General features: G+C 66.5%; 27 protein-coding genes. 15 read left to right on the top strand and 12 right to left on the bottom strand.

From position 1 onward, the window contains the following. Positions 1 to 21: 21 nt before the first annotated feature. From sctE to ABS361_12510, 6 genes are all read right to left on the bottom strand, one after another. The gene (sctE, locus tag ABS361_12535) at positions 22 to 1,212 is read right to left on the bottom strand and encodes a type III secretion system translocon subunit SctE (GenBank protein XBY42938.1); all 1,191 of its coding nucleotides are present in this window, start codon (positions 1,210 to 1,212) and stop codon (positions 22 to 24) included. Positions 1,213 to 1,342: 130 nt separating this feature from the next. Further along, a complete protein-coding gene (locus ABS361_12530; protein ID XBY42937.1) occupies positions 1,343 to 1,903 on the bottom strand; it encodes a hypothetical protein in 561 nt (186 codons plus the stop codon). A gap of 47 nt (positions 1,904 to 1,950) precedes the next feature. After that, positions 1,951 to 2,388: a hypothetical protein gene (locus tag ABS361_12525; GenBank protein XBY42936.1), complete on the bottom strand. Its 438-nt coding sequence runs from the start codon at positions 2,386 to 2,388 to the stop codon at positions 1,951 to 1,953. Between the two features lie 56 nt (positions 2,389 to 2,444). Then, a complete protein-coding gene (locus ABS361_12520; protein ID XBY42935.1) occupies positions 2,445 to 2,825 on the bottom strand; it encodes a hypothetical protein in 381 nt (126 codons plus the stop codon). 73 nt (positions 2,826 to 2,898) lie between these two features. Then, the gene (locus tag ABS361_12515; protein ID XBY42934.1) at positions 2,899 to 5,520 is read right to left on the bottom strand and encodes a hypothetical protein; all 2,622 of its coding nucleotides are present in this window, start codon (positions 5,518 to 5,520) and stop codon (positions 2,899 to 2,901) included. A 230-nt stretch (positions 5,521 to 5,750) separates the two neighbouring features. After that, a complete protein-coding gene (locus ABS361_12510; GenBank protein ID XBY42933.1) occupies positions 5,751 to 6,131 on the bottom strand; it encodes a hypothetical protein in 381 nt (126 codons plus the stop codon). A gap of 285 nt (positions 6,132 to 6,416) precedes the next feature. Here ABS361_12510 and ABS361_12505 point away from each other — a divergent pair, with 285 nt between their 5' ends. The 15 genes from ABS361_12505 to sctU all read left to right on the top strand — a co-directional run bounded on the left by ABS361_12505 (position 6,417) and on the right by sctU (position 17,108). Further along, entirely contained in the window at positions 6,417 to 6,950 is a 534-nt protein-coding gene (locus ABS361_12505) for a hypothetical protein (GenBank protein ID XBY42932.1), read from the top strand. A 127-nt stretch (positions 6,951 to 7,077) separates the two neighbouring features. Next, positions 7,078 to 7,506 carry a hypothetical protein gene (locus ABS361_12500; protein XBY42931.1) on the top strand — a complete coding sequence of 143 codons (429 nt, stop codon included), beginning with the start codon at positions 7,078 to 7,080 and terminating at the stop codon, positions 7,504 to 7,506. A gap of 199 nt (positions 7,507 to 7,705) precedes the next feature. Next, positions 7,706 to 8,281 carry a hypothetical protein gene (locus ABS361_12495; protein ID XBY42930.1) on the top strand — a complete coding sequence of 192 codons (576 nt, stop codon included), beginning with the start codon at positions 7,706 to 7,708 and terminating at the stop codon, positions 8,279 to 8,281. A 5-nt stretch (positions 8,282 to 8,286) separates the two neighbouring features. Further along, on the top strand, positions 8,287 to 9,144 hold the full coding sequence (gene sctJ, locus ABS361_12490; GenBank protein XBY42929.1) for a type III secretion system inner membrane ring lipoprotein SctJ: 858 nt from the start codon (positions 8,287 to 8,289) through the stop codon (positions 9,142 to 9,144). Beyond that, entirely contained in the window at positions 9,144 to 9,875 is a 732-nt protein-coding gene (locus tag ABS361_12485; GenBank protein ID XBY42928.1) for a hypothetical protein, read from the top strand. Before sctJ ends, ABS361_12485 begins: the two co-directional genes overlap by 1 nt. Next, positions 9,854 to 10,525: a FliH/SctL family protein gene (locus tag ABS361_12480; GenBank protein ID XBY42927.1), complete on the top strand. Its 672-nt coding sequence runs from the start codon at positions 9,854 to 9,856 to the stop codon at positions 10,523 to 10,525. Before ABS361_12485 ends, ABS361_12480 begins: the two co-directional genes overlap by 22 nt. Continuing rightward, positions 10,512 to 10,745 carry a hypothetical protein gene (locus tag ABS361_12475; GenBank protein XBY42926.1) on the top strand — a complete coding sequence of 78 codons (234 nt, stop codon included), beginning with the start codon at positions 10,512 to 10,514 and terminating at the stop codon, positions 10,743 to 10,745. The genes ABS361_12480 and ABS361_12475 overlap by 14 nt, the downstream gene beginning before the upstream one ends. Continuing rightward, a complete protein-coding gene (gene sctN, locus ABS361_12470; protein XBY42925.1) occupies positions 10,745 to 11,890 on the top strand; it encodes a type III secretion system ATPase SctN in 1,146 nt (381 codons plus the stop codon). The genes ABS361_12475 and sctN overlap by 1 nt, the downstream gene beginning before the upstream one ends. Next, on the top strand, positions 11,887 to 12,366 hold the full coding sequence (locus tag ABS361_12465; GenBank protein ID XBY42924.1) for a YscO family type III secretion system apparatus protein: 480 nt from the start codon (positions 11,887 to 11,889) through the stop codon (positions 12,364 to 12,366). Before sctN ends, ABS361_12465 begins: the two co-directional genes overlap by 4 nt. Beyond that, on the top strand, positions 12,363 to 13,070 hold the full coding sequence (locus ABS361_12460; protein XBY42923.1) for a hypothetical protein: 708 nt from the start codon (positions 12,363 to 12,365) through the stop codon (positions 13,068 to 13,070). Before ABS361_12465 ends, ABS361_12460 begins: the two co-directional genes overlap by 4 nt. Beyond that, positions 13,067 to 14,119 carry a FliM/FliN family flagellar motor switch protein gene (locus tag ABS361_12455; GenBank protein ID XBY42922.1) on the top strand — a complete coding sequence of 351 codons (1,053 nt, stop codon included), beginning with the start codon at positions 13,067 to 13,069 and terminating at the stop codon, positions 14,117 to 14,119. The genes ABS361_12460 and ABS361_12455 overlap by 4 nt, the downstream gene beginning before the upstream one ends. Continuing rightward, positions 14,116 to 14,763 (top strand): type III secretion system export apparatus subunit SctR, encoded by a 648-nt coding sequence (gene sctR, locus ABS361_12450; GenBank protein XBY42921.1) that lies wholly within the window; start codon positions 14,116 to 14,118, stop codon positions 14,761 to 14,763. The genes ABS361_12455 and sctR overlap by 4 nt, the downstream gene beginning before the upstream one ends. 104 nt (positions 14,764 to 14,867) lie before the next feature. Further along, complete coding sequence (sctS, locus tag ABS361_12445; GenBank protein ID XBY42920.1) at positions 14,868 to 15,107, top strand: type III secretion system export apparatus subunit SctS; 240 nt, start codon at positions 14,868 to 14,870, stop codon at positions 15,105 to 15,107. A 49-nt stretch (positions 15,108 to 15,156) separates the two neighbouring features. After that, positions 15,157 to 15,987, top strand: a complete 831-nt coding sequence (gene sctT, locus ABS361_12440) for a type III secretion system export apparatus subunit SctT (protein ID XBY42919.1) — start codon at positions 15,157 to 15,159, stop codon at positions 15,985 to 15,987. Continuing rightward, positions 15,984 to 17,108, top strand: a complete 1,125-nt coding sequence (gene sctU, locus ABS361_12435) for a type III secretion system export apparatus subunit SctU (GenBank protein ID XBY42918.1) — start codon at positions 15,984 to 15,986, stop codon at positions 17,106 to 17,108. The genes sctT and sctU overlap by 4 nt, the downstream gene beginning before the upstream one ends. Positions 17,109 to 17,237: 129 nt before the next feature. Here the strand turns inward: sctU and ABS361_12430 are convergent, their stop codons facing one another. From ABS361_12430 to ABS361_12405, 6 genes are all read right to left on the bottom strand, one after another. After that, the gene (locus ABS361_12430) at positions 17,238 to 17,555 is read right to left on the bottom strand and encodes a hypothetical protein (protein XBY42917.1); all 318 of its coding nucleotides are present in this window, start codon (positions 17,553 to 17,555) and stop codon (positions 17,238 to 17,240) included. 42 nt (positions 17,556 to 17,597) lie between these two features. Then, entirely contained in the window at positions 17,598 to 18,071 is a 474-nt protein-coding gene (locus tag ABS361_12425; protein ID XBY42916.1) for a type III secretion system chaperone, read from the bottom strand. 255 nt (positions 18,072 to 18,326) lie between these two features. Next, a complete protein-coding gene (locus tag ABS361_12420) occupies positions 18,327 to 20,228 on the bottom strand; it encodes a hypothetical protein (protein ID XBY42915.1) in 1,902 nt (633 codons plus the stop codon). Positions 20,229 to 20,286: 58 nt separating this feature from the next. After that, a complete protein-coding gene (locus ABS361_12415) occupies positions 20,287 to 20,724 on the bottom strand; it encodes a type III secretion system chaperone (protein ID XBY42914.1) in 438 nt (145 codons plus the stop codon). A 24-nt stretch (positions 20,725 to 20,748) separates the two neighbouring features. Beyond that, a complete protein-coding gene (locus ABS361_12410; protein XBY42913.1) occupies positions 20,749 to 21,246 on the bottom strand; it encodes a type III secretion system chaperone in 498 nt (165 codons plus the stop codon). 240 nt (positions 21,247 to 21,486) lie between these two features. Continuing rightward, positions 21,487 to 23,925, bottom strand: a complete 2,439-nt coding sequence (locus ABS361_12405; GenBank protein ID XBY42912.1) for an FAD-dependent oxidoreductase — start codon at positions 23,923 to 23,925, stop codon at positions 21,487 to 21,489. Positions 23,926 to 23,945: the final 20 nt, after the last annotated feature.

The following is a 23,945-nucleotide window of genomic DNA, read 5'->3' as shown; positions in this document are numbered from 1 at the left end:
GAATGAAGAGTGCGAGGCGGGTCAGGCGGTCAGAGACGCGCGCGACAGGTGGTCGCCGCGGTCCCGCATCGCGTCCATGGTGCCCTGCAACATCTTGGCCCAGCGGTCGCCGTTGTTCGCCAGCCGCTTGATGGCGAGGTCGAGCATTTCGTCGATCCGCTTGAGAAGCGCGGCCATCTCCTTGGCGCGCGCCTGGTCTTTCTTGGCTTCCGCCTGGGTTTCGCTCGCGATGAACTGGCCGGGGGCGGCGGCGAGGTTTCCGACGGCGTCCATGACGGTCGGAATGTCGCGCGCCCAGCTCATGATTTTCTGGGGGTCGGTGAGCAGGTTCATCAGCTTCTCCAACTGGCTCAGCGTCTCCGTGGCCTTGGCGATCTCGGCGCCTTCCGTAACCGCCGTGGTGACGCCTTCGGACACCGCCACCGTCGATTCGCTCAGTGTCGTTCCGGCTTCGGCCAGCTGGCCGGCGAGCGCGGGCATTTCCGCCTCGCCGACACCGATCGCCATCATCGCGATGGTGGCGATCACCATGGCGCCCATCAGCGCCATGCCGAAGCCCATGTCGGCCTTGGCCCAGGACGCCTTGTCGTTGGGGTTGATCAGCTTGTCGATGTTGCCCGCGATGCCGAGGCCGGTGAACTGCTTGGTCGCGTCGTTGATCGCCTGCAGGTTCATCGGGTTGGCGAAGAACGCCGGGGCGAGCGCCCCCCCCGTCATGACCACCGCCAGAACCTGGAAGGCCAGCAGGATCATTTCGAAGGCGAGCTTGATCAGCGCGCCGATGTCGCCCGACTTGCGCGCGTCGATGATCTCCTGCAGCTTCTTCTGGGCGTCGTCGAGCTTCTTCTTCTGCTCTTCGGCCTGCCGTTGCCGAGCCTCGGACTTGTTTTCGACCTCGTTGTTGTCGGTCTTGTTGACGAGCTCGCGGAGCTTGCTCTGGACCTCCGCAAGGAAGACCTCCGCGTCCTCGTCGCTCATCTTGGGGATGAACTCGTGCAGGCTCTCGGCGATGGCGACGGTGATGAGCGTGACGCCGACGATCGCGGCGAGCGTCGTGTTCGGGATCTGGCCGACCTGACCGGCCACGCCGACCGAAGCCGTGGAGCCCGTGCCGACCGACCCCTTGGACGGATCGGTATCGTTGACCTGGGTCTGCTCGATCGTCCCCGGTCCGAACCCGGACCTGTTCGCAACGTTCTGCACTGACGACACGGCTCGCCCCCCAAACCTTCGCCGGATCGCTCTCGGCGGTCCGGCGACTTCGTCCTTCGAGAAACAGTCTTAACGGGTGCGGCGAAACCGACTTGTCATTTACGATACTCGCCGCTTCGGAAGCCGGAGGTCATTTCGACTGTGCAGGGAGGGCGGCGAGCATGCGCTCGGCGTGCTCGCGCGCCTTGTCGGTGCCGTGACCCTTGCCGCAGAGATGGCCGGCCATTTCGAAACAGCCGCGCGCCTGATCGGGCTCGGCATTGGCGAGGAAACACTCGCCGAGCCGCAGATAGCCCTCCGGATTGGTCGCGTCGAGCGCGAGGAAGCGGATGTACATCTGTGCGGCAAGTCCGTACTCGCCGCTCGTCTGGCAGGCGACGCCGAGCAGATAGAGTGCGCGCTGCTCGAGCGGGTCGAGGGTGCAGACCAGGCTCAGCCACTCCTTGGCCTGCTCGATCTGGCCGACCTGCAGATACTTGCCGCCGAGCGCCAGCAGGGCATCGATTTCCTTTCGATCGAGCCCGATCACCATCGCCGGCGTCTGGCCCTCGACCATCGCCTTGCAGGCGGCCTCGAACCGCGGCGGCAGATCCGGGTGGCGCTCGAACAGGCGCGCCAGCAGCCCGGCGGTCGCCATGCTGCTGCGCTGGACGTCCGCGAGCGACGTCGGCATTCCATCGAGCAGTCCCATACTGTCTCCCTTCAGTCTCTCGTCGCGCCGACATGGGGCGCGGCCGCTCAATCGGTCTCCGCGCCGGCCTCGCCGTGGCGCAGATAGCTGTCGACGACCTCTTTGGCGCCGGCATCGTCGCCGAGTTCCTTCAGGCAGCGCGCTTTCAGATAGCGGCGCATGCGCTGCGCATCGGTCATCTGGTAGTCGCCGAAACGCTCGATCGGCGCGATCCGGTCGATCTCCTCGAGCACCGCGAGCGCCGAGGCCCAGTCGCCGGCCAGGAAGCGCAGCACGGCACGCGCGACCTGGACATGCACCGAGCCGTCGCCGAGCGCGTGCAGCGCCTCGGCCAGAATGCCAGCCTTTTCGATATAGCCGTGCTGCGCCAGCACGAAGATGTTGAGGAGCAGGAAGTCGCGCTGCCGGTCGCTCAGACGCTCACCGCCATCGTCCGATCCCGCGGGACGCATCGGGCTTCGATTGCCGAGATCGCTGGTTTCCATCTGTCCTCGCTGCCTCGCCTCGCGTTCCGTGCGCCCATCACCGTCGAACGTGCCGTTCACCCGCGCAGGAGCACCGACAGGGAGCGGCGGATCTCGTCGTCCAGTTCCCGGCTCTCGTCGAGGTGTTCGGCCGCCAGTTCGAAGATGCGGCGCAGACGGCCCGAGCGCCGGCGCGCGGCGACGACGAACAGGTCGCGCATGGCGTCGCGCGTGTCGGTGAGGACGCGCGGCTCGAGCAGATCCGGATCGAGAAAATCCGGCTGCAGCAGACCCGGCAGCCGCTCGTCGAGCGAGGGCCGGTGCAGGATCGCGTCGAGGTGCTGCTGCAGCGGCAGGAACTGCGGCTTCAGCGCACCGTCGTCGGGAAGATGCGTCTCGTCGGCCCGGCGCCACAACGTGATCGCCTCGAGGCCGACGTTGAGATTGCGAACCCGCACGTGACGTTCCCCCAGCAGTCGCCGCCCGATCGCCGGCCGGCATGATCCCCGTCCGATCCGATCGCCGCCCTCGTCAGGCGACGTTGCGGCCGATCGAAGCCATCAGCTCGTTCAACTTGGTCAGACAATTGTTGGCCAGATCGAAGTGCTGGTTCTTTTCTTTGTCCAGCGTGTTGATGTTGTTCATCATGATCTGGGTCTGCTGGTTGATCTGCGTCACCGCGCTCGACAGCTCGGTGCCGAAGGAGTTCCAGGCCGTCGAGGTGTAGCCGCAGGTGTGGGTCGTTCCGCCCGTGCCGTTCGTTCCGAGATCGATGAGCTGCTTCACCGGTCTCGTGATGTTGAACAGCTTCTCGATCGGGTTGCGCATCGTCTTGTTCCCGTCCGTCGGGTCGGCCGTCTTGGCGAGCGCCCCGACGCTGTCGAACATGCTGAGGATATTCAGCGTTGCTTGTGAGAGCGGTGCTTGGGTGGTCTTGTCGACCACGTCGCCGATATACGTGTCCGTCGTATTGTCGTTTCCCGTGACCTTGTTGCCGAACAGATCGCGCTCTTCCGTCTGTTCCTTGGCGTCGAAATTCGACTGGGCCGCGTTGACCAGGTTCTGCATCTGCGAATAGGCGTTCAGCAACTGGTTCTGCTGGTTGACCATTTCGGTCGCGGCGTTGACCTGCTGTTCCTTGATCAGGTTCGTGTAGAACTGCATGAAGAAGATCAGGGACGGCAGGTCGAGCGACTTGTCGACGCCGGCTGTACCGGTCGAGATCGACTGCGACTTGGCGACCTGGTCCATCTGGTTCTGCAACGAAAGCGACGTGCGTTCGGCCGAGATCAGCTTGTTGTAGCCGCTGGCGATGCTCGACTGGTTGGTGCCGTCGAGGCCGGTCTTGTTGGTCTTGATGGTCGGCAGGTCGACCTTCATGATCGGCGGATGGCTGGGATCGCCTGCCCAGACGTAGCCGAGGTTGTTGTTGGCGGGCTCGCCCCAGCTCGGGATGTAGTTCGCGTTGTCCATAGGATAGCGGCCGGTCTGCAGGCCGACGAGCGGGACCTTGGTCACGGTGGTCTTGGAGACCGGCGGCTGGTCGTTGTTGCCGTCCAGGACGGTCTGTCCGTCGGAGCCCGGACCACCGGCGTAGTGGTAGCCGGGGTAGTTGCCGTCGATGGCGACCCCGCCGCTGGTATAGACCGGGCCGATGATGCGACCTTCACCGTCGGTTTGCACGACGACGCCTGCCTTCAACCAGACCTGCTGGCCGTTCCCGTCCTTGACGTAGAACCGCTTGCCGTCGTCGGTCGTGGTGAACCACGAGGCGTTGCCCTTCCAGTAATTGTCCCAGTCATCCGGTGTAATGAACGAGTCAGCGGGAATGCGGTTCTTGTCCTTGGCGTCATGCGCCTGCAGGGTGTGGTAATAAACGGTGGTGGTCGTCTGCGTCACGTTGACGGGTGTGGTCGCGGTTCCGACGTCCATCGACACGACATTCTTGGTGATCTTCGACGTGTTGTTGATGTTGCCGTTCGGCTCTTTGTATCCGAAGCTGACGTCGGCGGCCGAAACCTGGTTCGGAATCGATCCGAACGCCGACACCTGCTTGTAGCGGTTGAAGATGTCGGCGACTTTGGTCTCGATCGAGTCGTCGGACAGGATCGCCATGTTGGCGACCTGAGCCTTCAGCGCATTGATCTCGTCGAGAAAGATCTTGACGTCGTTATAGTTGAGCAGGCGGCCGTCCATGTTCTTGTTTTCGGTCTCTTGACCGGAGACGCCGTTGAACTTGCCGAAGTTGGCGCTGTTCGGATCCGAGTCGATGTAGACTCCGAGGGCCGCCGCGTCGCCGATGATCGCCTGTGTGACCGCTGTGATGCTGCGCTTGTTCGCGGGGTCGAGGATCGCTGATTTCACCGCCGTGGCCGCGGTGGTCAGGATCGCGCCGTTGACCTTCATCGCCAACTGCGTCGACAGGACATTCTGGAAATAGTCGGTACCGGCGACGAGCGTCTGTTCGGCGAGCGTCATCGTCGCGAACTTGGTCTTCGTCAGGTTCTCGACGACGATGACCTTGACCTGGTTTTCGGGGATCTGCTTGCCGTTCGCGTCGAGCGAGGGGCTGATCACGACATGGACGGCGTTGCTGCTGTTGCCGCCGATCGGAACGGGCAGCGCGATGCCGCTCTTCAGTCGCGCCAGATCGGCTGCTGTCGGGATTCCCGTCGCCTTGAAACCGGGCGACAGCAGGCCGGCCGCGAAAAGCTCGTCGTAAATAAATTCCTTCTGGTAGCCGGTCGTCCACGACTGGAACTTCGCCGGGTCGACTTGCGCCGCGCGATAGGGTGCGCCGGTGTTCGGGTCGATGAACCCGTCCGGGTAGACCGGCGCCGACGCGCCCGCGAGCTTCTGCGCCATGACGGAGGCGCGGCCGTCGCCCTGGTAGGTGCCGCCCACAGACAGGCCGTCGAGCGGCTGGTAGATCGCGTTCGCGGCGGCGGCCGAATTGGTCGGGTCGGGTCCGTTCACGCCGGCGAGGTAGCTGGTCGGCGACTTTCCGAGCTTGGTCAGGTCTGCGGCGGTCAGGCCGAGACCGGTCAGGTTGTTGTTGACCGGATTGCCGTTGGCGTCGATCTGGCTCGGATCGAGCGAGGTATAGCCCTGGCCCAGGTTCCTGAACAGGTTCTGAAACGAAACCGACGACATCGACACGTCCCTCCGGGCGCCGAGCCGGTTCGGGACCGGAGTGCGAAAGCATCCGACCCCGTCCGGCGGTCCACAATCTCGGGCCACTCTGCACGGAAGAAACCGCGTCCGGCGTGCCAAATGTGACGCTGATGCGTGGTCCGCGCAGGGTAGTGATCCCCCAGGCGCGTCGGGTGCGGGTGAATCCGCCGCCGGCGTCGCCGGTCGGGGATGAGGCCCGCTCTGGTCCGTCAGAGCCGCAGACGGCTGCGACCACCGCCCGGGATCGGTTCGGAGCCGGTCACGAAGCGGGACGCGGCCGCCCGGCGTGTGCCGAACCCCGACATCAGCTTCTCGGCTTCGCCCGCATCGACGCCGCGCTCGACCAGCAGCACCGCGACGCGGGCGCCGAGCGTGTCGACCAGGGCGGTGAATTCGGGCATGTCGCGCGCGGTCGCCATCGTCGCGAGGATGGTCGCGCACTCGGCGTCGCCGGCGATGAGCGGATGGGCCGTGAGTGCCGACAGCCGCTCGTAAAGCTTGCCGAGGACGTCGAGCCAGTCGCGTCCCGTCCGCGCGGCAACCTCGCGCGCGATAGACCGCGCGAGGTCGATCCCGTGTTGCTCCGCCATGCCGACACTCCATCCGCGACCGTCGAGGGAAGAACTCGCCGTAATGTTAAATACCGATCGGGAAACGCATATTTTGGACGTGTATACAACGCGGCCAAATCACGGTTTGACCATGCCCTGTCTAGTTCCGTGCCGATCGACGCTCTGTGATGAACATGACATATTGAGGGGCGTCCAGTCGCTAACCTAAATATAGCGAGGGAACGAATCCAAGGGTATGAAGTCAACATGTCGCCGTTCCCTCGACGCCCGGGCGAGATCGATCTGGTTTGCGAGGCTGACCTCATGAACGTTCGCGCGCTTGCGCAGACTGCCATCGCGGCTCGCGAAGCTCTGGAGAGCTCCGCGAAGCACGGCGACGACGTCGCCGGCGCGATCCTTCGTCTGGATCCGGATTGGGCGATCTACGACCATGCGCAGGACTGGCTGCCCGGCCTCGCCGATACGGTTTGGAATTCGGTCGAGCAGACGGCCCGCAGCGAAATGGCGGTAGGGCACGCAGATCGGGCGATCTCGCTGCTCGTGCCCTTCGTGGCGGACGAGACGACGCGCGGTGCGGCGTTGCGGCGCCTGGCGCAGACTTCCGCCGAGATGGCGCGCTATGAGGAAGCCCTGATCATCGTCCGGCGCTGCCTCGAGGACGATCCCAACGATCCGCAGATGCTGTGTCTCGCCGGGCTGTGCCGGTACAAGCTCGGCGACAACGACGGCGCGCAGGTTCTGCTGGCGAAGTCGGCGCGGATCGCGCGCAAGTTCCCCGAATATGCCGAGAGCCTGCGCGCCGCGCAGCGCCTGCTCTTGCAGATCCACTTCGGCTGAGCGCAGCTCGACCCCCCCCCCCGAGCAACCCGCGGTCGCGGGCTTGACGGAACCTCGGCGATTGCCTTGATTGGGCGCCGTTTGGATGCCGCCGCCACCCGAAACGCCGCCACCCACGGAGCATTGCATGGACGTCGAGGCCGAAGACCTGCGCCTGTTGACCGAGATCGGCTTCATCGCGCTCGGTGCCGGCCTGAACGGGCAGGCCGGGCTCGTGTTCGAGGGCGTCGCCGCGGTGCGGCCCGAGGCCGAGGCCGGGTTCATCGGTCGCGCGCTGGTCCGCCTTGCCCTCGGGGACGCCGCGGGCGCCGTCGAGATCCTGCGCAAGGCGCCGCCGTCGGACGCGGTCACGACCTATCTCGGCATGGCCTATGCGCGCTGGGGTGCCAAGGACGAGGCGCGCGCGTGCCTGGCCTCCGTGGCCAATTCGGTCGCCCCTCCGACCACCAGCCGCTCGCCCGTTCGCTGCTCGAGGCGCTCGACGCCCCGCTCTGAGGCCGCCATCCGCCCCGGCCCGCGGCTCCCGGGGGGAGCCCATCGGCGGCGCGCCGCTTAACGTTACCTTTCGATCGAGGCTGCCGGTGCGGGATCCGCGCCGGCTCAGTCACTTTCGTGACATTGCCCGCGGGCCCCTGCCGCTAATGACTTCCGAACAATTGTAATCAAACCGGAGCGATCCGCTCCGTGGGATCCGTCAGCGCGACGGCGTTCGACGCGCGCGGTCGGACCGTTGTTTGAACATCAGGGGGTTGACCATGGCGGCCATCGGCGGAACCGGTCTCGACGTTCTCGCGAAGCAGGCGCTGTCCGAGGCCGGCCCGATGCAGCGGGGCGGGGCGGGGCTTTCGCAGACCGCCCTGTTCGATGCGGCGATGGCGCGGTCCAACGCCGCCATGCCCAATGCGGCCATGCCGCAGGTCCAGCGGATCGCCGACGTGCGGCCGGCCACCGACGCCAAGACCGTCTCGGACCCGGCCAAGCCCAATGCCGAAGTCGGTACCGCCGGCCGCCGCGACCCGGCTGCCGCCGCGCCGGCATCGACGACCGACGCAGCCGATCGCGCCCGCCGCGCCCTCGATCTCGCGCCGGTCGAGAAGGCGCAGACCGCGTCCGAACCCGGCGATCGTATCCTCGACGGCCTGAACCGGGTCCGCGGCGTGTTCGACAATCAGAACGCCCGGCTCGGCGCCCTGGTCAGCCAGCCGATGTCCGACGCCGACCGGATGATCGGGCTGCAGGTCGAGGTGATCAATTTCTCGCTTCTGGTCGAAGTCGCGTCGAAGCTGACGGGCAAGTCGACGGCCGCCCTCGAAACGCTGATGAAGGGCTGAGCCGCGTGTTCACGGCATTGCGTCAGATCGTTCGTGCCGCCGGTGCCCTCCTGTCGCGCCGCAATCGCCTGAGCGTCTTCGTGCTGCTCGGTGCTCTCGCCCTGGCGGGCTGCGACAGCGAGTTGCATACCAACCTGTCCGAGAGCGAGGCCAACCAGATGTTGGCCGAGCTGATCAGCCACGGCGTCCAGGCGACCAAGACCGCCAAGGGCAAGGATGGCTTCTCGATCTCGGTCGATTCCTCGGAGATGCTGAAGGCGCTGGCGATCCTGAAGGACGCCGGCCTGCCGCGCGCCAGTCGCGAGTCGATCGGCAAGGTGTTCCAGAAGTCCGGCATCATGTCGTCGCCGTTCGAGGAGCGCGTGCGCTACATCTACGCGCTCGGCGAGGACCTCTCCAACACGATCGCCAACATCGACGGCGTCATTGCCGCCCGCGTGCACATCGTGTTGCCGGAGGCGCCGCAGCTCGGCCAGCCGGTCAAGCCGTCCTCGGCGGCCGTCTTCATCAAGTACCAGCCCGGGGTCGACATCGAGTACTTCGTGCCGCAGATCCGGCGTCTGGTCTCGAGCTCGATCGAGGGGCTCGACTATGCCGCGGTCACCGTCGTGCTGAGCGAGGCGATGCCGGCCAAGGCCGCGCCGACGTCGGGCAAGACCGGCCCGGCCGCCGACGCCACCGTCGAGGTTCTGCCGGGGCTCTCGGTCAAGCAGGGCGAACAGGGCACCGTGTGGCGGCTCATCTATGCCGCCGCGGGGATCGTCGGCCTGTTGCTCATCGGTGTGATCGCGCTCGGGGTTCTGCTGTGGCGGAGCCGCAAGACCAAGTCGGGGGCAGCGGTCACCACCGTTGAGCCGGCATGATGGCGGCGCCCTCGGATCTTCTTCGGGACCAACCGGCCGCTGACGGTCGTGCCGCCGAGGATCTGCGTGCGCTGCTCGATGTCGCCCAATTCCTGTCCCGTCCGTCCGTCTTCGTCGATCCGAGCCGGCTGGCGGTCGGCCCATTCGGCGCCACGGCAGTCGCGGCGATGCGCGCCGACCCGGCGTTCCGGGTCGCGGTCGACCGGACGCTCGCCGAAACCTTGTTCGCGCCGGCATCCGGTGCCGCGAGCTGGGACGGCTTCGGCGCCGAACCGGCACACCGCGTCGTCGCCGCCATGCTGGTGACCCCGATCGATCGGCTGGTCCGCGTTGCGCGGTTGCTCGGTGCGGCGGCGCTGTCCCGGCGGATCACCGCGCTCCTGCTGCTCACCGACCGGCGGGCCGTGCGCGCCGCGCTCGAGGACGAGGCCTTCCGCTTCGCGACCGAAGAGGCGCCGCTGATGTTCAACGGCCTGACGCGGCTCGCGACCGATGCCGCCACCGGCCGCGATCTCGTCGCGACGATTACCGATCGTGCGGAGATCCGGGCGTTCTGCGTGTCGGTGCTCGCCGGTTTCGTCGCCCATACGGCGCCCGCCGCGGCGCCGCTCCTGATGCTGCGCCTGCCGCCTCAGCCGACGGCCGCGATCTCGTTCGACGCCACGACCTTTCCGCAGGCACTGCGACTGATCAACCGCAAGGAGCCCCGATGGTCGGGATCTATCGCCTAGACGGGCTCGGCTTCACGGTCGCCTCCGGCACGCATGTCGTGCCGGCGAGCCGGTTTGCGGCGGTCGAAGAGGCCGATGCGATCGTGCGCGCGGCCGAAGCGCGAGCCGCGAAGATCCTGGCCGATGCCGAAGCGGTCCATAAATCCGAGCGCGAGCGCGGTTTCGCCGAGGGTAGCGCCGAGGCGCGCACCCAGGTCATGGGGCTCCTGCTCCAGGAGGTCGCCGAGCTCGACCGCGGTCTCGACGCGGTGACCTCGGACCTGTCGAAGGTCGCCGCCGACGCCGTGCGCAAGCTGATCGCCGGTCTCGCGGCCGAGGAGCGCATCGAGGCGCTGGTGCGCGGTGCGCTGCACCAGATGCGGCGCGAGCGCCGTGCCGAACTGCGCGTGCCATCGGCCTGGCTCGCGCATGTCGGCGGCCGGATCGCGGCGATCACGGCCGAATTTCCCGACGTCGAACTGGTCGAGGTGGTCGAGGATCAGAGCCTCGTCGGCGATCACGTCGTGCTCGAGACCAGCGTCGGTCGTGTCGACGCGCATCTGGGCGACCGGCTCGCCGAACTCGAGGCGGTGATCCGCGGCGCCCATGCGCGCGCCACCGCCGACCGGCTGGACACAATCACGGCGGGGCGCGGCCATGGCGGGGATTGAACCGGCGCTGGCCGCCCTGGCCGAGGCGCGTCGCGAACGTATCCGGCGCCAGCTCCCCGAGCACGTCGCCGAGATCGGCCGTCAGCTGCGCGGTTTCGAGGCGCTGTCGCGCACCGGCCGCGTCCGCAAGGTCGTCGGCACGATCATCCATGCCGCGGTACCGGACATCCAGGTCGGCGAACTGGTCGAACTGGTGACGCGCTCAACGGCACGCGCCTGATGGGCGAGTGCGTCGGCTTCCTCGATCAGGAGGCGCTGCTGTCGCCGATCGGCGAGACGCAGGGCGTGTCGCCGCAGACCGAGGTCCGCCGCACCGGCCGCGTCCAGGCCGTGCCGGTCGGATCAGGCCTGTGCGGCCGCGTGCTCGACGGCCTCGGCAATTTCATCGATGGCAAAACCGACAGTTTCGAGCCGGAGACCTGGTACCCGGTCTACAAGGATCCGCCCGATCCGATGAAGCGCCGCGTCATCGACCGGCCGCTGCCGATGGGCGTGCGCGCGCTCGACGGCATGCTGACAGTCGGCGAGGGCCAGCGCCTCGGCATCTTCGCGGCCGCCGGCGGCGGCAAGTCGACGCTTCTGTCCATGCTGGTCAAAGGTGCCGCGGTCGACATCACCGTGATGGCGCTGATCGGCGAACGCGGCCGCGAGGTGCGCGAGTTCATCGAGCACGACCTCGGGCCCGAGGGCATGGCGAAGTCGGTCATCGTGGTGGCGACCTCCGACCGCAGTTCGATGGAACGCGCCAAGGCGGCCTACATGGCGACGGCGATCGCGGAATATTTCCGCGACCAGGGCAAGCGCGTCCTGTTCCTGATGGACTCGGTCACCCGCTTCGCCCGCGCCCAGCGCGAGATCGGCCTCGCCGCCGGCGAGCCGCCGACCCGCCGCGGCTTCCCGCCTTCGGTGTTCGCGACGCTGCCGAAGCTGATGGAGCGCGTCGGCATGAACGACCGCGGCTCGATCACCGCCTTCTACACCGTGCTCGTCGAAGGCGACGACATGAATGAACCGGTCGCCGACGAGACGCGCTCGATCCTCGACGGCCACATCATCCTGTCGCGCAAGCTGGCGGCGCAGGGCCATTACCCGGCCATCGACGTGCTGACGTCGAAGAGCCGCGTCATGTCCAACGTTGCGGCCCGCGACCACTTGGGCATGGCGCGCAAGGTCAACTTCTGGCTCGCGACCTATGCCGACGTCGAACTGCTGATCAAGGTCGGCGAATACAAGAAGGGCGCGGATGCCGACGCCGACGTCGCGATCGAGAAATACAAGAAGATCAACGCCTTCCTGCAGCAGCGCACCAACGAGTTCGACAGCTTCGACACGATGCTGAACAAGCTGACGGAGCTGACCCGATGATCGGCAAGGTCAAGACGCTGCTGCGCGTCAAGCAGCTCAAGGAGGATCAGGCCTACCGCGCCCTGACCGCCAAGCAGGCGCAGGTGCGGCAGGCCGAGGAGGACCTCGCCGCAGCCCAGCGCGCCATCGCCGAGAGCAAGGCGTCGCTGCCGGCGCGCGAGGCGGCGATCTGGACGCGCGTGATCGGCAAGGTCGTCGAACTCGGCGACGTCGACGAGGTCAAGGCCGAGGTCAAGGCCCTCGAGGACGCCCACGGGCGGCTGGTCGACGCCGGCGAACGCGCCGCCCACATCCTGGCGCGGCTCAAGACCGAGCTCGCGGCCTGCGTCGAGGCGCACCGTCAGGCGACGCGCAACAAGGACAAGTACGTCGTGCTTCGCGACGAGATGGTGGCGGAGTGGCAGGCCGAGGTCGACGCCAAGGAAGAGAACGAGGTCGAGGACCTGTTCGCGACGAGACGGAGGAAGGTCGGATGAGGGATATCGGCGGCTACGGCCCCGGCCGGAACGGCGACCGATCCGACACGCTGTCCGGGCGGTTCGGCCGCGATGCGAGCGAAGGGGCGTCGGTCGGTGATCGCGGCGACCAGCCGACCGATCGCGAGCGGGCCTTCGCGTCGCCGGAACTGGTCGATCGCTTCGCCGCGCTGATGCACGACCGCCCCGGCGATCATGGCGGCCGCGGCGGCTCCGACGACGAGCGGTCCGACCGCCGCGCCGGCCCGCTCGAGCCCGGCGACCGGCTGCTCGCCACCGTGGAAGGCGGCACGACGCCCTGGCCGCTCGCTCCCAACCGGCCGGTTCCCGTCGATGCCGTGATCGGCCCGCGCGAGACCGGACGCGCCGAGCGGATCGCCCGTCATGTCGACATGGCGATCAAGGCCGAGCTGCGCCCGCATGCCAACGCGCCGGTCCGCATCAACCTCGCGGTCGAGGATGTGCCCGGGCTGAGCGGCATCGTGCTGTCGATGACCGCGGCCGAGATCGACCTCGTGCTGGTGCGCCCGGCGACCGCCGCGGCGGCGCTCGACACCGCGGCCGGCGATCTCGCCGATCGCCTGCGCAACCGGTTCGGCAAGAAGGTGGTCCGGGTCTACGAGCGGACCGCGGAAACGGCCACGGCCGGCGCCGTCACCGCCGCGACCGAGGCCGACGGGGCGTCCGGAGGGCCGCGGCGATGACCGAACTCTGGCGACCCCGGACCATCCTGTCCGGCATCGGCGACATCGAACTCTGGAACGCGATCGTCTCCTGGGCAGGGCAGCCGTTGCCGCTCGCCGGCGAGACATCGCTGGTCATCCGGCCGACCCCGGCGCCTGAGCCGACCTTGCGCGCCCATCGGCTGGGGCTTGCCGGCGGGGCCTCTGTCGTCGTGGTGCCGATTTCCTTCCCCTTCGAGGCCATGTTCGGCACGGCGGTCGATGTCGATGACATCGGCCTTCTGCCCGAGCCGCTGCGCGCGCGCATCGAGCGGGCGATGTTCGCCTCGCTGCTCGGCGCGATCGGGCATCGCGCCGCCGGCGGACCGAAGATGGAGGCGAGCGGGTCGCTGTCCGATATCGGCGGCGGCGAAGCGGCGGAGCGCCAACGACGCTGGCTGGAGCTCAGCTTCATCGGCCTCGCGAACGGCGGCCGGGCCACCATGATCGTCGGCGGTGCGATCGGCGAGGTCGTGCCGCGGCTGATCGGGGGTTCCGTGCTCGCCCGGCCGGCGGCGAACGGCATCGCCGATCGGATCGGAACCCGGCTGACCCGCCGGATCGGATCGCTCCGCATCGCCGCGCCGGGATTGGCCGGGCTCGGCGCGGGCGACGTCGTCGTGCTCGCGGACGACGAGGCGCGCCGTGTCGTTCTCGCCGGCGCGTCGTCGCTCTGGCACTTCGTCCCGGCGGACGGCGGCCATCGCCTCGTCTCGATCGAGCCACGGCGCTCATTCATTCCCCAGCACAAGGACACGGCCATGTCGGAACGCCCGGCGACCGGACCGGAAGACCTCGCGGTCGAGGTCGACTTCGCCATCGGACAGATGACAGTGCCGCTCGGCACGCTGGCCGGCTGGGCGCCGGGGACGATCGTGCCGCTCGAGCCGCCGCAGGCGGCGGCCGGCGTGCGCGTGGCCTTGAGTGTCGGCGGTCGCGAGATCGGCTATGGCGATCTCGTCGAGATCGACCAGCGCCTCGCCGTGCGGCTGACCCATCTGTTCGACCGGGCGACGGGACAGACGCCGTGACCGATCCGCTCAATCTGATCCTGATCGTCGCGGTGGCGGCGCTGATGCCGTTCCTGGCCGTGGTCGCGACCAGCTACATCAAGCTCGCGGTCGTGTTCCAGCTCGTCCGCAACGCGCTCGGCGTGCAGCAGGTGCCGCCGAACATGGCATTGAATTCGCTCGCGATCATCCTGTCCGCCTACATCATGGCGCCGGTGATCGTCGACATCTACAATGCCATGAGCGGCATCACGGTCGACTTCGCCACCAAGGAGGGCCTGAAACAGGCCTACACGCTCGGCAGCGAGCCGCTCGTGAAGTTTCTGAAGGCGCATGCCGCCGAGCGCGAGCGCATGTTCTTTCTCGAGGCGACGCGCCAGCTCTGGCCGGAGAACCTGTCGCGCGACGTCACGATCGACAATCTCGTGATCGTGCTGCCGGCCTTCACGGTCAGCCAGCTGCGCGAAGCCTTCGAGATCGGCTTTCTGCTCTATCTGCCGTTCATCGCCATCGATCTGATCGTCTCGAACATCCTGCTCGCCATGGGCATGATGATGGTCAGTCCGCTGACCATCTCGCTGCCGTTCAAGCTGTTCCTGTTCGTGATGGTCGACGGCTGGTCGCGCCTGATCCTGGGTCTGGTCAAGACCTTCATTCCGCACTGAGATCGCCGCCCGCGCCGAGGGGCGCGGGCGGGCGGATCGCGACGAGACCGCGCACAACGCCCCTGGGGGAACCGACGATGTCGCCGAACGAGGCCCTGCATCAGATGAGCGAAGCGATGATGCTCGTCATGTTCCTGTCGATGCCGCCGATCGTGGTCGCCTCGGTGGTCGGCATCGTGATCAGCCTGTTGCAGGCGCTGACCCAGATCCAGGAGCAGACGCTGTCGTTCGCGATCAAGCTCGTCGCGGTCGCGATCACCATCGCGGCCATGGCCGGCCTGCTCGGGTCGCAGATCCTCTACTTCACGCTGAAGCTCTTCAACGACTTCCCCAACATGACCTGAGCCGGACCGGGCGATGGAGAGCCTTGTCGAGATATCGCGCAGTTACGATGTGGAAATCATTGGATTTCTGCTGACGCTGCCGCGCATCTACGCCTGCCTGGTCGCCTCGCAGATGCTGAACACCAACGCCGTGCCGCAGATGGCGCGCACCGCCTCGGTGCTGTCGCTCGCGATCATCGTGGTTCCGGTCAACATCGAACTCGCGCGCACCTTCGATCGCTCGGCGGCGAGCTTCCTTGCCCACGTCGTCAAGGAAGTCGCGATCGGCTTCGCCATCGGCTACCTGATCGGCTGGGTGCAATGGGCCGTGCAGGCCGCCGGCGGCCTGATCGACAACCAGCGTGGCGCCGCCATCGCGTCGTCGATCGATCCGCTGCAGGGCGAGGAGGCCTCGCCGCTCGGCCAGATGTTCAGTCAGGTCTATCTGACCTACATTTTCGCGACCGGCGCGTTCCTGCAGGTCGTCGGCCTGATCTACAATTCCTATGTGCTCTGGCCGGCGACCCGTGGTCTGCCGGTGCTCGACGAGAAGTTCGGCGAGATCATCCTGCGCATGTTCGACTATGCGATGATGACCGCGATCCTGCTCGCGGCGCCGATCATCGCAATCATGTTCGTCGCCGAATTCGCGCTCGCCATGGTCAGTCGCTTCGCGCCGCAGATCCAGGTGTTCGTGATCGCCATGCCGATCAAGAGCGCGCTCGCGATCTTCGTGATGGTCTTCTACTTCCAGACCGCGATCCCCTTCGCCCAGAAGCAGCTGTTCGGCGCTTTCCCGAAGGTCGACTGGTTCTACGAGGCCCTGCGGACGGCCGCGGCCCGCAACCCGCCGCCGCAACAGCAGCAGGCGCCGGCACCCGAACAGGGGAGGCCGCAGTGAGCGAGTCGGGCGAGAAGACCGAACCGCCGTCCCCAAAGAAGATCCGCGACGCGCGCGCCAAGGGGCAGGTGGCCAAGAGCCAGGAGGTCGTGACGGCGGTGACGCTGCTCGCGGTCATCATCGTCGTCTGGGTCCGGTTTCCCGAGATCGTGGCGGCGTTCCTGCGCATGATCGACATCGTGACGATGCTTTCCGGCGGCGACTTCCGCGAGAACGCCATCAAGGCGGTGATCCTGGTCTCGATCGAGATCGCCAAGACGCTGCTGCCGGTCCTCGGCGTGACCGTCGTCACCGCGATCGCCGCCAACTACTTCCAGGTCGGCACCATCTTTGCGCTCGAAGGCATCATGCCGTCGCTCGACAAGATCAGTCCGGCGTCCGGCATGAAGAAGATCTTCTCGATGAAGCAGCTCATCGAGACGCTGAAATCGGTGCTGAAGATCGTCGTGCTGTCGATCCTGCTCTACTTCGTCGTGCGGGATTCGATCGGCGCCTTCGTCGGCTCGCTCGAGTGCGGCATGAGCTGCCAGGGCGGCGTGATGGTCGGCGTGCTGCGGCAGATCCTGTCCTACACGGCGCTGGTGTTCATCGTCGTCGCCGGCGCGGACTTCATGTACCAGCGCCACAGCTACACCAAGAGCCTGATGATGACCAAGGAGGAGGTCAAACGGGAATTCAAGGAGAGCGAAGGCGACCCCCACATCAAGGGCCACCGCAAGCAGCTCGCCCACGAACTGCTGATGAGCGACGGCGCGCATCAGGCGAGCAAGGGGTCGGCCGTGGTGGTCAACCCGACCCATTTCGCCGTGGTCATCCGCTACGACCCCGAGACCACGCCGCTGCCGATGGTGACGGCGAAGGGGCGCAACAATCATGCGCATCTGCTGCGCACCTCGGCCGAGCGCGCCGGCGTGCCGGTGTTCCGCAACGTGACGCTCGCGCGTGCACTCTACGCCACCACCGAGGTCGATCAGTTCGTGCCGCAGGATCTGTTCGAGGCGGTGGCCGAGATCCTGACCTGGGTCAACCGGAACCGGGACCTGCTCTACAAGGGGCCGCTCGGTCACGGCCTGATCGACATGGACGAGGGCGACCATATGAAGGGCGCGGCGAACGACTGATCACCGCGGCGCCTCAGCTTCACGGCAGCGGCCCGCGCCGGTCTCAGCAGCGGCGGGCGCCTGCCAACGAGACGCTGCGCGCGGAAACCCCACCGATCGTGGCACACCCGGCCGCCCGACTGGGGTGGCTCACTCTCCGGCGAAACGATCCCCGTCGAGCGGGGCCTGCGCCACTCCGGCCGGTCCCTTCGCCGTCGCTTTGCCGAACAGCAGATCGGCGATCTCCTTGCCGAAGTCCATCTCGAAGGTTTGCACGAGATCGCGACCGCCGGCGCGGTCGTTCATGAACCGGCCGATCGAGGGATCGCTACGGAAGGCGCGCAGGAACGATGGCGAGACGTCCGCGGAGTTCGATACCATCAGCGCCGACATCTTCGGACCGCCGCCGGTGCCGACAGCGTCGGACGAGGGCAGGCGCGGCTGATCGGGAGAGCTTGTGATCTTCATGGAATGGGTCTCGGTGACCTTGAGCGCTGTTGTTGTTCTCGGTCAGGCCCGGATTACCGAGCCACTCGCCAATTCCATGAAATCGGGTCGCCGCAACACGTCGGGACTCCAGCTTCCATCCACGATCTTCTTCCAGCCTCCGGCCTTCCGACGAAACGTCGCAAGCAGGTCGGCCAGCGAGGTCCGGTCGAGGGTCGCGACCGACGACTCGCACCACAGCCAGACCGGCCCCGCCGCCGAGGCGAGCGAAAGGTACGTGCCATATTGCGCGGCCGGGCCGTGATTGTAACGCAGGAACAACTCGTAGATCCGGCCCTGCTCGGGCTGGCTCACGGTCCCGACATCGCACGACAGCATGAGCACGCCGCGCTTCTCGTCGATTTCCGCGAACACGAGCGTGTCTCGATCGAGTGCGAGATGCCAGAAGTGCTCGTCCGGATACTCGTCCATGACGAGTATGTCGACGATACGCCCGGCTTCGTCGAGCAACTCGTTGAAGCGTTCATCGAATTTCATACGTGCCGCCCGCCCTTACGTCAGCCGCGACCAGATTATGTTTGATGATTTGTTAACGCAATAGAGCGGCCGAATCGTCGCAAGTTAACGTAAAGACAGGCTCCATGTCGTGTCGAGTGCGTGATTCTGAAATTTCGGATCACACGGCATGGTGATCTCTTTGTTTGACCTTCAAGTCTTGGCTGCAATGACGCTGCGGTCGACGAGACGAGATGCCGGCGCGCCGGATCTCGTCTCATCCTGCGACCCGACGTGTCAGTTCGCCCGGTTGCCGATATCCAGTCGCTCGAGCTGTTGCAGCAGTCGCTGTTCGGTGGGCTCGAGCTTTTCGCCATTCAAGACCCTCTGGCGCAGCTCGACGAGCAGGGCGTTGTTCTCGCTGGCCGTGGTCTCCTCGTGTTCCAGGTCTTCTTCGATGTCGTCGCCCTCGACGGTGGGCTCCACGACCGTCTTGCGCCGGACATCCCCGACGTCCCTCTGCTCGACAGGGACGTTCGACGAGACCTGGGGATTGGCGTTGCCGCCTTGCTCGTTGTTGTCGATCTGCCCCTCGACCTCATAGTCGCCCTCGGGATGGACCTCGGGATTGTCGATCGACCTCAGGAGGGCGTCCAGTTCGTCGGTGTGCAGGTTGACGTCGCCGACGTTGTTCGGCTGGTCGCCGCCCTGCCTCAGGATCGCGCCGAGCTTTTCGGCCGTTTCGATCGCATCGGCCTGCTCGAATTGTTCGGTCTTGGGAATGCCGAGATCGTCGTAGAGCTTGAGCAGCCGCCCGGGAATATCCGTCGTCGTCAGCGCCGTCTGGAGCTCCGGAAACTGGCTCAACGAGTTGGACGTCATCGGGTCCAGTTCGTTGAACAGGATCGTCAGATCCTTGATCGCGTTGGTAACGACCTTGCTCCCGACCGGGTCGAAGTCGGACGATTCCGGATTGTTGCCATACGCCGCAGTGACCTGGGGGGAGATGCCCCTCAGGAAGATGACGTTCTGATAGTATTTGCGAACGACGATGTCGGCGAATTCGTTCGAGAAGCCCTGCTCCTTGGCCAGACGCATGATCTGTCTGCCGGTCTCCTGCAATTGAGCTTTGCCGTCCTCGCCGAGCCGCTCGATGACCTTCTCGCCGTTCTTGCCGATAGCCGCATCCAGAATCTGGATGTCGAGGTCGACGCGCGCCTCCGCTTGCTGCTCCTTGGTCAGCGGCGTCGTGGCGTCGGTATTGTCGCCGATGGACCGATGCGCCTTCTGAAGGTTCTTCGTCATGTCCAACACCGCATGCACGTCCTTTTTGACGTCATCCAGTCCGGCGTAGAGGCCTTCACCACCGACACGTGCGGTCAGCACCGATATTGTGGCGTTCGCCCGCATGAAGGTCTTCTCGAAGGCGCTTTCATCCGCGGCCGCGCCGTTTCCGGCCATGCGCACGAAATCGGTCTCGAGACGTTCGGCGAGAAACTCCTTGAGCGACGGTCCATCCGCGAGCAAGCTCGAAACCTTGTTGAAAACGGTCAGCAACGACTTGAGCGAGTCCGGCGTCGATTTTGTGTGGGCGCCGACGATCATCGAGGTGAATTCGGAGATCTGCTTCCGCGCGGCATCGATCGTCTGGCCGCCACCCGGATTTTGCGACAACGCCGGGGCCAGCACGTTGGCCGTCAGCTTGTCGATGATCTGCTTGTCTTGCTCGTTGTCCGGGTCGAGCGGACCATCGCCGACCCGGTCCTTGCAGGCCGCGGTCAAGAGGCCTTCGGCCAAGACGCGGACACCCGCCGACCCATGGGGCTTCACCGCGTCCAGGACCGAATCAAAAGTGCTGGACTCGGCCGACTTGACGATCTTCGCGCCTTCGGGCGACGTCTTCAGGAGCTCGGTCTTGTTCTCCAGCCGGCGCTCCTTCACGTCGGCGACGAAGGACAGGATCTTCGACTCGACCTTTCCGAGCGCCTTGCCGATGAAGCTGTCGGCGATCGCGTGGTGGATGGTCTTGATGCCGGCCTTGAACTTCTCGCCGATCGAGCTCGACTTGGTGGGCGCCGTCGAACTGTCCATGGACGAGAAGCGGAAGTCGTCGTAATGGCCGGTCTTGTCCGCGTTGTTCGTCTGGCCCACGTTCTCGGTCGTGTCGAGGAAGCTGAGCCGAATGCTGTCGCGGTTCACTCCGATGCTGCCCATGGTCGATCTCCGTCGCAAATGGTGTCGTTGAAAGCCCGGCGCCTCAGGCGCGCAGGATGCCTTCGTCGAAATTGATCTTCGGGGGCGTCACGAGATACTGGTCGACCTCGCCGCTCGCCCAGAACGTCGCATGCGCCAGAAAGGCGTCGATCGCCTGTTGCAGGCCGGCTTCGTCGAGCTGCCCGATCGCAAGGCGCTGGCTCAGGATGATCTCGTGGTTCTCGATGCCGACGCGCGCGGCGCCCGTTCCGTCGCCGAGATGGTTCGCGATCAGCAGGACCCGCAGGGAATGGCGCTCGCGAACGTCGATGCTCAGCGGCAGCGCGCAGACCAGATCGATGGCGTCGTCCGGCACCGGCCGGATCTCGAGCAGGCCGATCCCGTCGATCGGGATTTCGACCGCCCCGCCGTCCGTGCGGTGCAGGTCCGCGATCCCGGTCAGCGCCGACAAGGTCGCGACGACTTCGGTGAAGTTCTTCATGGTCCCCTCCCGCATCGCGTGCGGTCAAATTCGGATGAGCGTCGGCGCCGGCTCGGCGTCCACGGTGGCGTCGAAATCGTCGTCGTCGGCTTCCGAGACGACCGGCGGGGCGTCGATCGCCTCGGCCGCTGCGATCACCTTGGCGACCGTCTCCGGCGCATCCCACGCGGTCGCACGGCGCAGGTAGCGCGTCAGGCGATCGAGCAGACCGGCGAGTTCGACGTCGCGCACGTCGAACCGCTCCTCGTAGAAAATGCCGCCGCTGGTCGGATCCATAGCCAGACGCCCGCTGCCGACGTCGGTCCCCGGGACGTTGGTCTGCAGCAGCGTGTAGAGCAGCGAGGCCGACGCCTCCGTCCCGAACCGGACCAGAGGCGTGACCGCCTCGATCTCGTGATCGCCGACCTTTATCAGGTAGACAGGAAGATGATCGTTGACACGAAACGCGGTATTGCCGTTCGAATCGAGCGACAACTTGCCAAGACCGATGGCATCGCCAAGTCGAGCGACCGCATCCTCCACATCGTGCATCGAAAACTCCGCCAAATCTTCGGGCCGATTGCTCGGCGATCTAACGTGAGTACGATATGGGAAGCCGCAGCCTGTGTTTGTGCTTTAAGTGACAAGAATCCGCCTTGAATCCCCGCGCGTCCCGCCGGGCATGCAAGGCGGGGGCGGCAGCGGGCAACGGGCGCCCGCTCCAGAGTGGATGGCGTCGGGGAGGGTGCGCGAGACGCCGGCTCTCGCTCGGCCGTCGGCGCCTCAGAGCCGGCAGCGTGCCGAGTCCGGATCGTAGGGCACCTCGGCGATGACCTGCGCCTTGCGCATCTCGCCGAGAATGGGCACCGCGAGCTCGGTCCCCGGCACACCGAGTGCGGACAGCAGCAGCGCGAAGGCGACGTCGTGGCCGAGCGTGTAGCAGTAGCTGCCGGACGTGACGCGGCCGACGAGCGCTCCCTCGCGATAGACGCCCTCATGCGCGATTACGCTCGCGTCATCCGTCTCGATGGCGATCGGGACGAGACGCTGGCGGACGCCCGCCTGCTGCTGCCGCACGAGCGCGTCCCGGCCGATGAAGTCGCCCTTGTCGAGCGCGATGAAGCGATCGAGGCCGCTCTCCCAGGCGGTCAGTTCCGGGTTCATGTCGCGGTACATCGCGCGGTAGGACTTTTCGAGCCGCAACGATTCGAGCGCCTGCATGCCGATCAGGCGCAAGCCATGCGCCTCGCCCGCCGTCAGCAGGGCCTCCAACAGGTGCCGCTGATAGGCGATCGGATGATAGAGCTCCCAGCCGAGCTCGCCCTCGTAGTTGACGCGCAGCAGCCGCACGTCGCTCGCAAGCCCGACCGTGCCCGAGCGCACGCCGAACCAGGGAAACGCCGCGTTGGAGAGGTCGATCTCGGTCAGCCCCTGCAGCAGATCGCGCGCCCTTGGGCCGACGATCGTGAAGCAGCCGCGTTCGTTGGTGGCATTGCGCAGCTGGACGCTGCCGTCCTTGGGCAGGAGCTTCGAGAGATCGTCGAAGTTCCAACGCTCGGCGCGCGGCGTCGAGATCAGGTAGAAGGCGTCGTCCGCGAGCCGGGCGACGACATACTCCGCCTGGACGCCGCCGGTCCGGGTCAGGTGATGGCCGAGCGCGACGCGGCCGGTCTTCGGCAGGCGGTTGGCGAGAATGCCGTCCAGCCAGTCGGCCGCGCCCGGACCCGAGACCTCGAACTTGGTCATGCAGGTCATCTCGACGAGGCCGACGGCGTTGCGCACCGCATGGACCTCCTCGCCGACGTAGCGGCCCTTTGCCGTCCAGCGCCAGCTCAGCTGGTCCTTCGCCTCGATCCCTTCGGGGGCGTACCAGTTCGGCACTTCCCAGCCGTTCAGCACGCCCCAGACCGCGCCCTTGCGGTTCAGGATGTCGTAGCAGGGCGCGGTCTTCTGGCCGCGCGCCGCCTCGAGGCTCTCGCCGGGATAGTGCTGCTCGGCATGGGTGCCCCAGGCCTCGCGCACGGTGGCGCGGGTCCATTCCTTGTTGGCGTAGTCGCCGAAGCGGCGTGGATCGAGCTCGGACATGTCGAGGCTGTTGGCGCCCTCGACGATCCGCTCCGAGAGGTAGTAGCCGATCGCTCCGCCCCACAGGATGCCGCCCGGAACGCCTTCGGCGAGCCAGACATTGTCGAGCCCCCAGGCCGCGCCGACCAGCGGCAGCTCGTCGGCGGTCATCTGGAACGGCCCGCGCACATTGGCCTTGATCCCGACACGGCTGAGCGCCGGCACGAGATCGAGCGCGCGCTCCCAGTTCCACGATACCGCGTCGAAGTCCTCGGGCAGCAGGTCGGCGCCGAACCAGGCGGGCACGCCGTTCTCGGCGAAGAGCTTCAGTTCGGCGGTCTTCTCGTAGGGGCCGAACATCAGGCCGTCGCCTTCCTCGCGCAGATAGCCCTCGAAGCCTTCGTCGCGCAGGATCGGCATCTCCGGCAGGCCCTGGCGCTTGCGCTCGATCACCTCCGGCACCGCATCGGTGATCCAGTACTGATGCACGATCGGGATCGCGGGAATGTCGAGGCCGAGCATGGCGCCGGTCTGACGGGCATAGTTGCCGGTCGCCGAGATGACGTGCTCGCAGACGATGTCGCCCTTGCTGGTGATGACTTTCCATTCGCCCGACGCCAGCCGCTCGAAGCCCTTGACCTCGGTGTTGAGCTCGACCTTCGCGCCGCGGTCGCGCGCGCCCTTGGCCATCGCCTGCGTGACGTCGGCGGGCGCGATATGGCCGTCGTCGGAATGGTGGAGGGCGGCGAGCATGTCGCGGTTGTCGAGCAGCGGCCAGAGCTGGCGGGCCTCCGCGGGCGTCAGCAGATGCGCGCGCGTGCCCTGCGCCTCCGCGACGCTCATGTAGCTCTTGTATTCATCGAGCCGGTCGCGCGAATTGGCGATGCGCAGCTGGCCGCACTTGTGCCAGCCGACGGGCTGGCCGGTTTCGGCCTCGAGGCCCTCGTAGATCTCGATCGTCTTGGCGATCATGCGGGCGATGTTGCGGCTGCGCGCATAGGACGGGATCAGTCCGGCCGCATGCCAGGTCGACCCGGCCGTCAGTTGCGTGCGTTCGAGGAGCACCACGTCGCTCCAGCCGCGCTTGGCGAGGCCATAGAGAATGGCCGCCCCGACGCAGCCGCCGCCGATGACCACGGCTCGCGCATGACTTTGCATCCTGGATCCCCCCTCAGGTC

The organism is Ancalomicrobiaceae bacterium S20 (assembly GCA_040269895.1).
GTDB classification, from domain to species: Bacteria; Pseudomonadota; Alphaproteobacteria; order Rhizobiales; family Ancalomicrobiaceae; genus Methyloraptor; species Methyloraptor flagellatus.
Note: the sequence above shows the minus strand (reverse complement) of the source record. Positions and strands in the feature narration are given on the sequence as shown.

Coding starts and splice junctions, on each gene's coding strand:
- ABS361_12530 (XBY42937.1), bottom strand. CDS start 1,903: ATGGGACTGCTCGATGGAATGCCGACGTCGCTCGCGGACGTCCAGCGC.
- ABS361_12525 (XBY42936.1), bottom strand. CDS start 2,388: ATGGAAACCAGCGATCTCGGCAATCGAAGCCCGATGCGTCCCGCGGGA.
- ABS361_12515 (XBY42934.1), bottom strand. CDS start 5,520: ATGTCGTCGGTTTCGTTTCAGAACCTGTTCAGGAACCTGGGCCAGGGC.
- ABS361_12510 (XBY42933.1), bottom strand. CDS start 6,131: ATGGCGGAGCAACACGGGATCGACCTCGCGCGGTCTATCGCGCGCGAG.
- ABS361_12505 (XBY42932.1), top strand. CDS start 6,417: ATGAACGTTCGCGCGCTTGCGCAGACTGCCATCGCGGCTCGCGAAGCT.
- ABS361_12500 (XBY42931.1), top strand. CDS start 7,078: ATGGACGTCGAGGCCGAAGACCTGCGCCTGTTGACCGAGATCGGCTTC.
- ABS361_12495 (XBY42930.1), top strand. CDS start 7,706: ATGGCGGCCATCGGCGGAACCGGTCTCGACGTTCTCGCGAAGCAGGCG.
- ABS361_12485 (XBY42928.1), top strand. CDS start 9,144: ATGGCGGCGCCCTCGGATCTTCTTCGGGACCAACCGGCCGCTGACGGT.
- ABS361_12480 (XBY42927.1), top strand. CDS start 9,854: ATGGTCGGGATCTATCGCCTAGACGGGCTCGGCTTCACGGTCGCCTCC.
- ABS361_12475 (XBY42926.1), top strand. CDS start 10,512: ATGGCGGGGATTGAACCGGCGCTGGCCGCCCTGGCCGAGGCGCGTCGC.
- sctN (XBY42925.1), top strand. CDS start 10,745: ATGGGCGAGTGCGTCGGCTTCCTCGATCAGGAGGCGCTGCTGTCGCCG.
- ABS361_12465 (XBY42924.1), top strand. CDS start 11,887: ATGATCGGCAAGGTCAAGACGCTGCTGCGCGTCAAGCAGCTCAAGGAG.
- ABS361_12460 (XBY42923.1), top strand. CDS start 12,363: ATGAGGGATATCGGCGGCTACGGCCCCGGCCGGAACGGCGACCGATCC.
- ABS361_12455 (XBY42922.1), top strand. CDS start 13,067: ATGACCGAACTCTGGCGACCCCGGACCATCCTGTCCGGCATCGGCGAC.
- sctS (XBY42920.1), top strand. CDS start 14,868: ATGAGCGAAGCGATGATGCTCGTCATGTTCCTGTCGATGCCGCCGATC.
- ABS361_12430 (XBY42917.1), bottom strand. CDS start 17,555: ATGAAGATCACAAGCTCTCCCGATCAGCCGCGCCTGCCCTCGTCCGAC.
- ABS361_12425 (XBY42916.1), bottom strand. CDS start 18,071: ATGAAATTCGATGAACGCTTCAACGAGTTGCTCGACGAAGCCGGGCGT.
- ABS361_12415 (XBY42914.1), bottom strand. CDS start 20,724: ATGAAGAACTTCACCGAAGTCGTCGCGACCTTGTCGGCGCTGACCGGG.
- ABS361_12405 (XBY42912.1), bottom strand. CDS start 23,925: ATGCAAAGTCATGCGCGAGCCGTGGTCATCGGCGGCGGCTGCGTCGGG.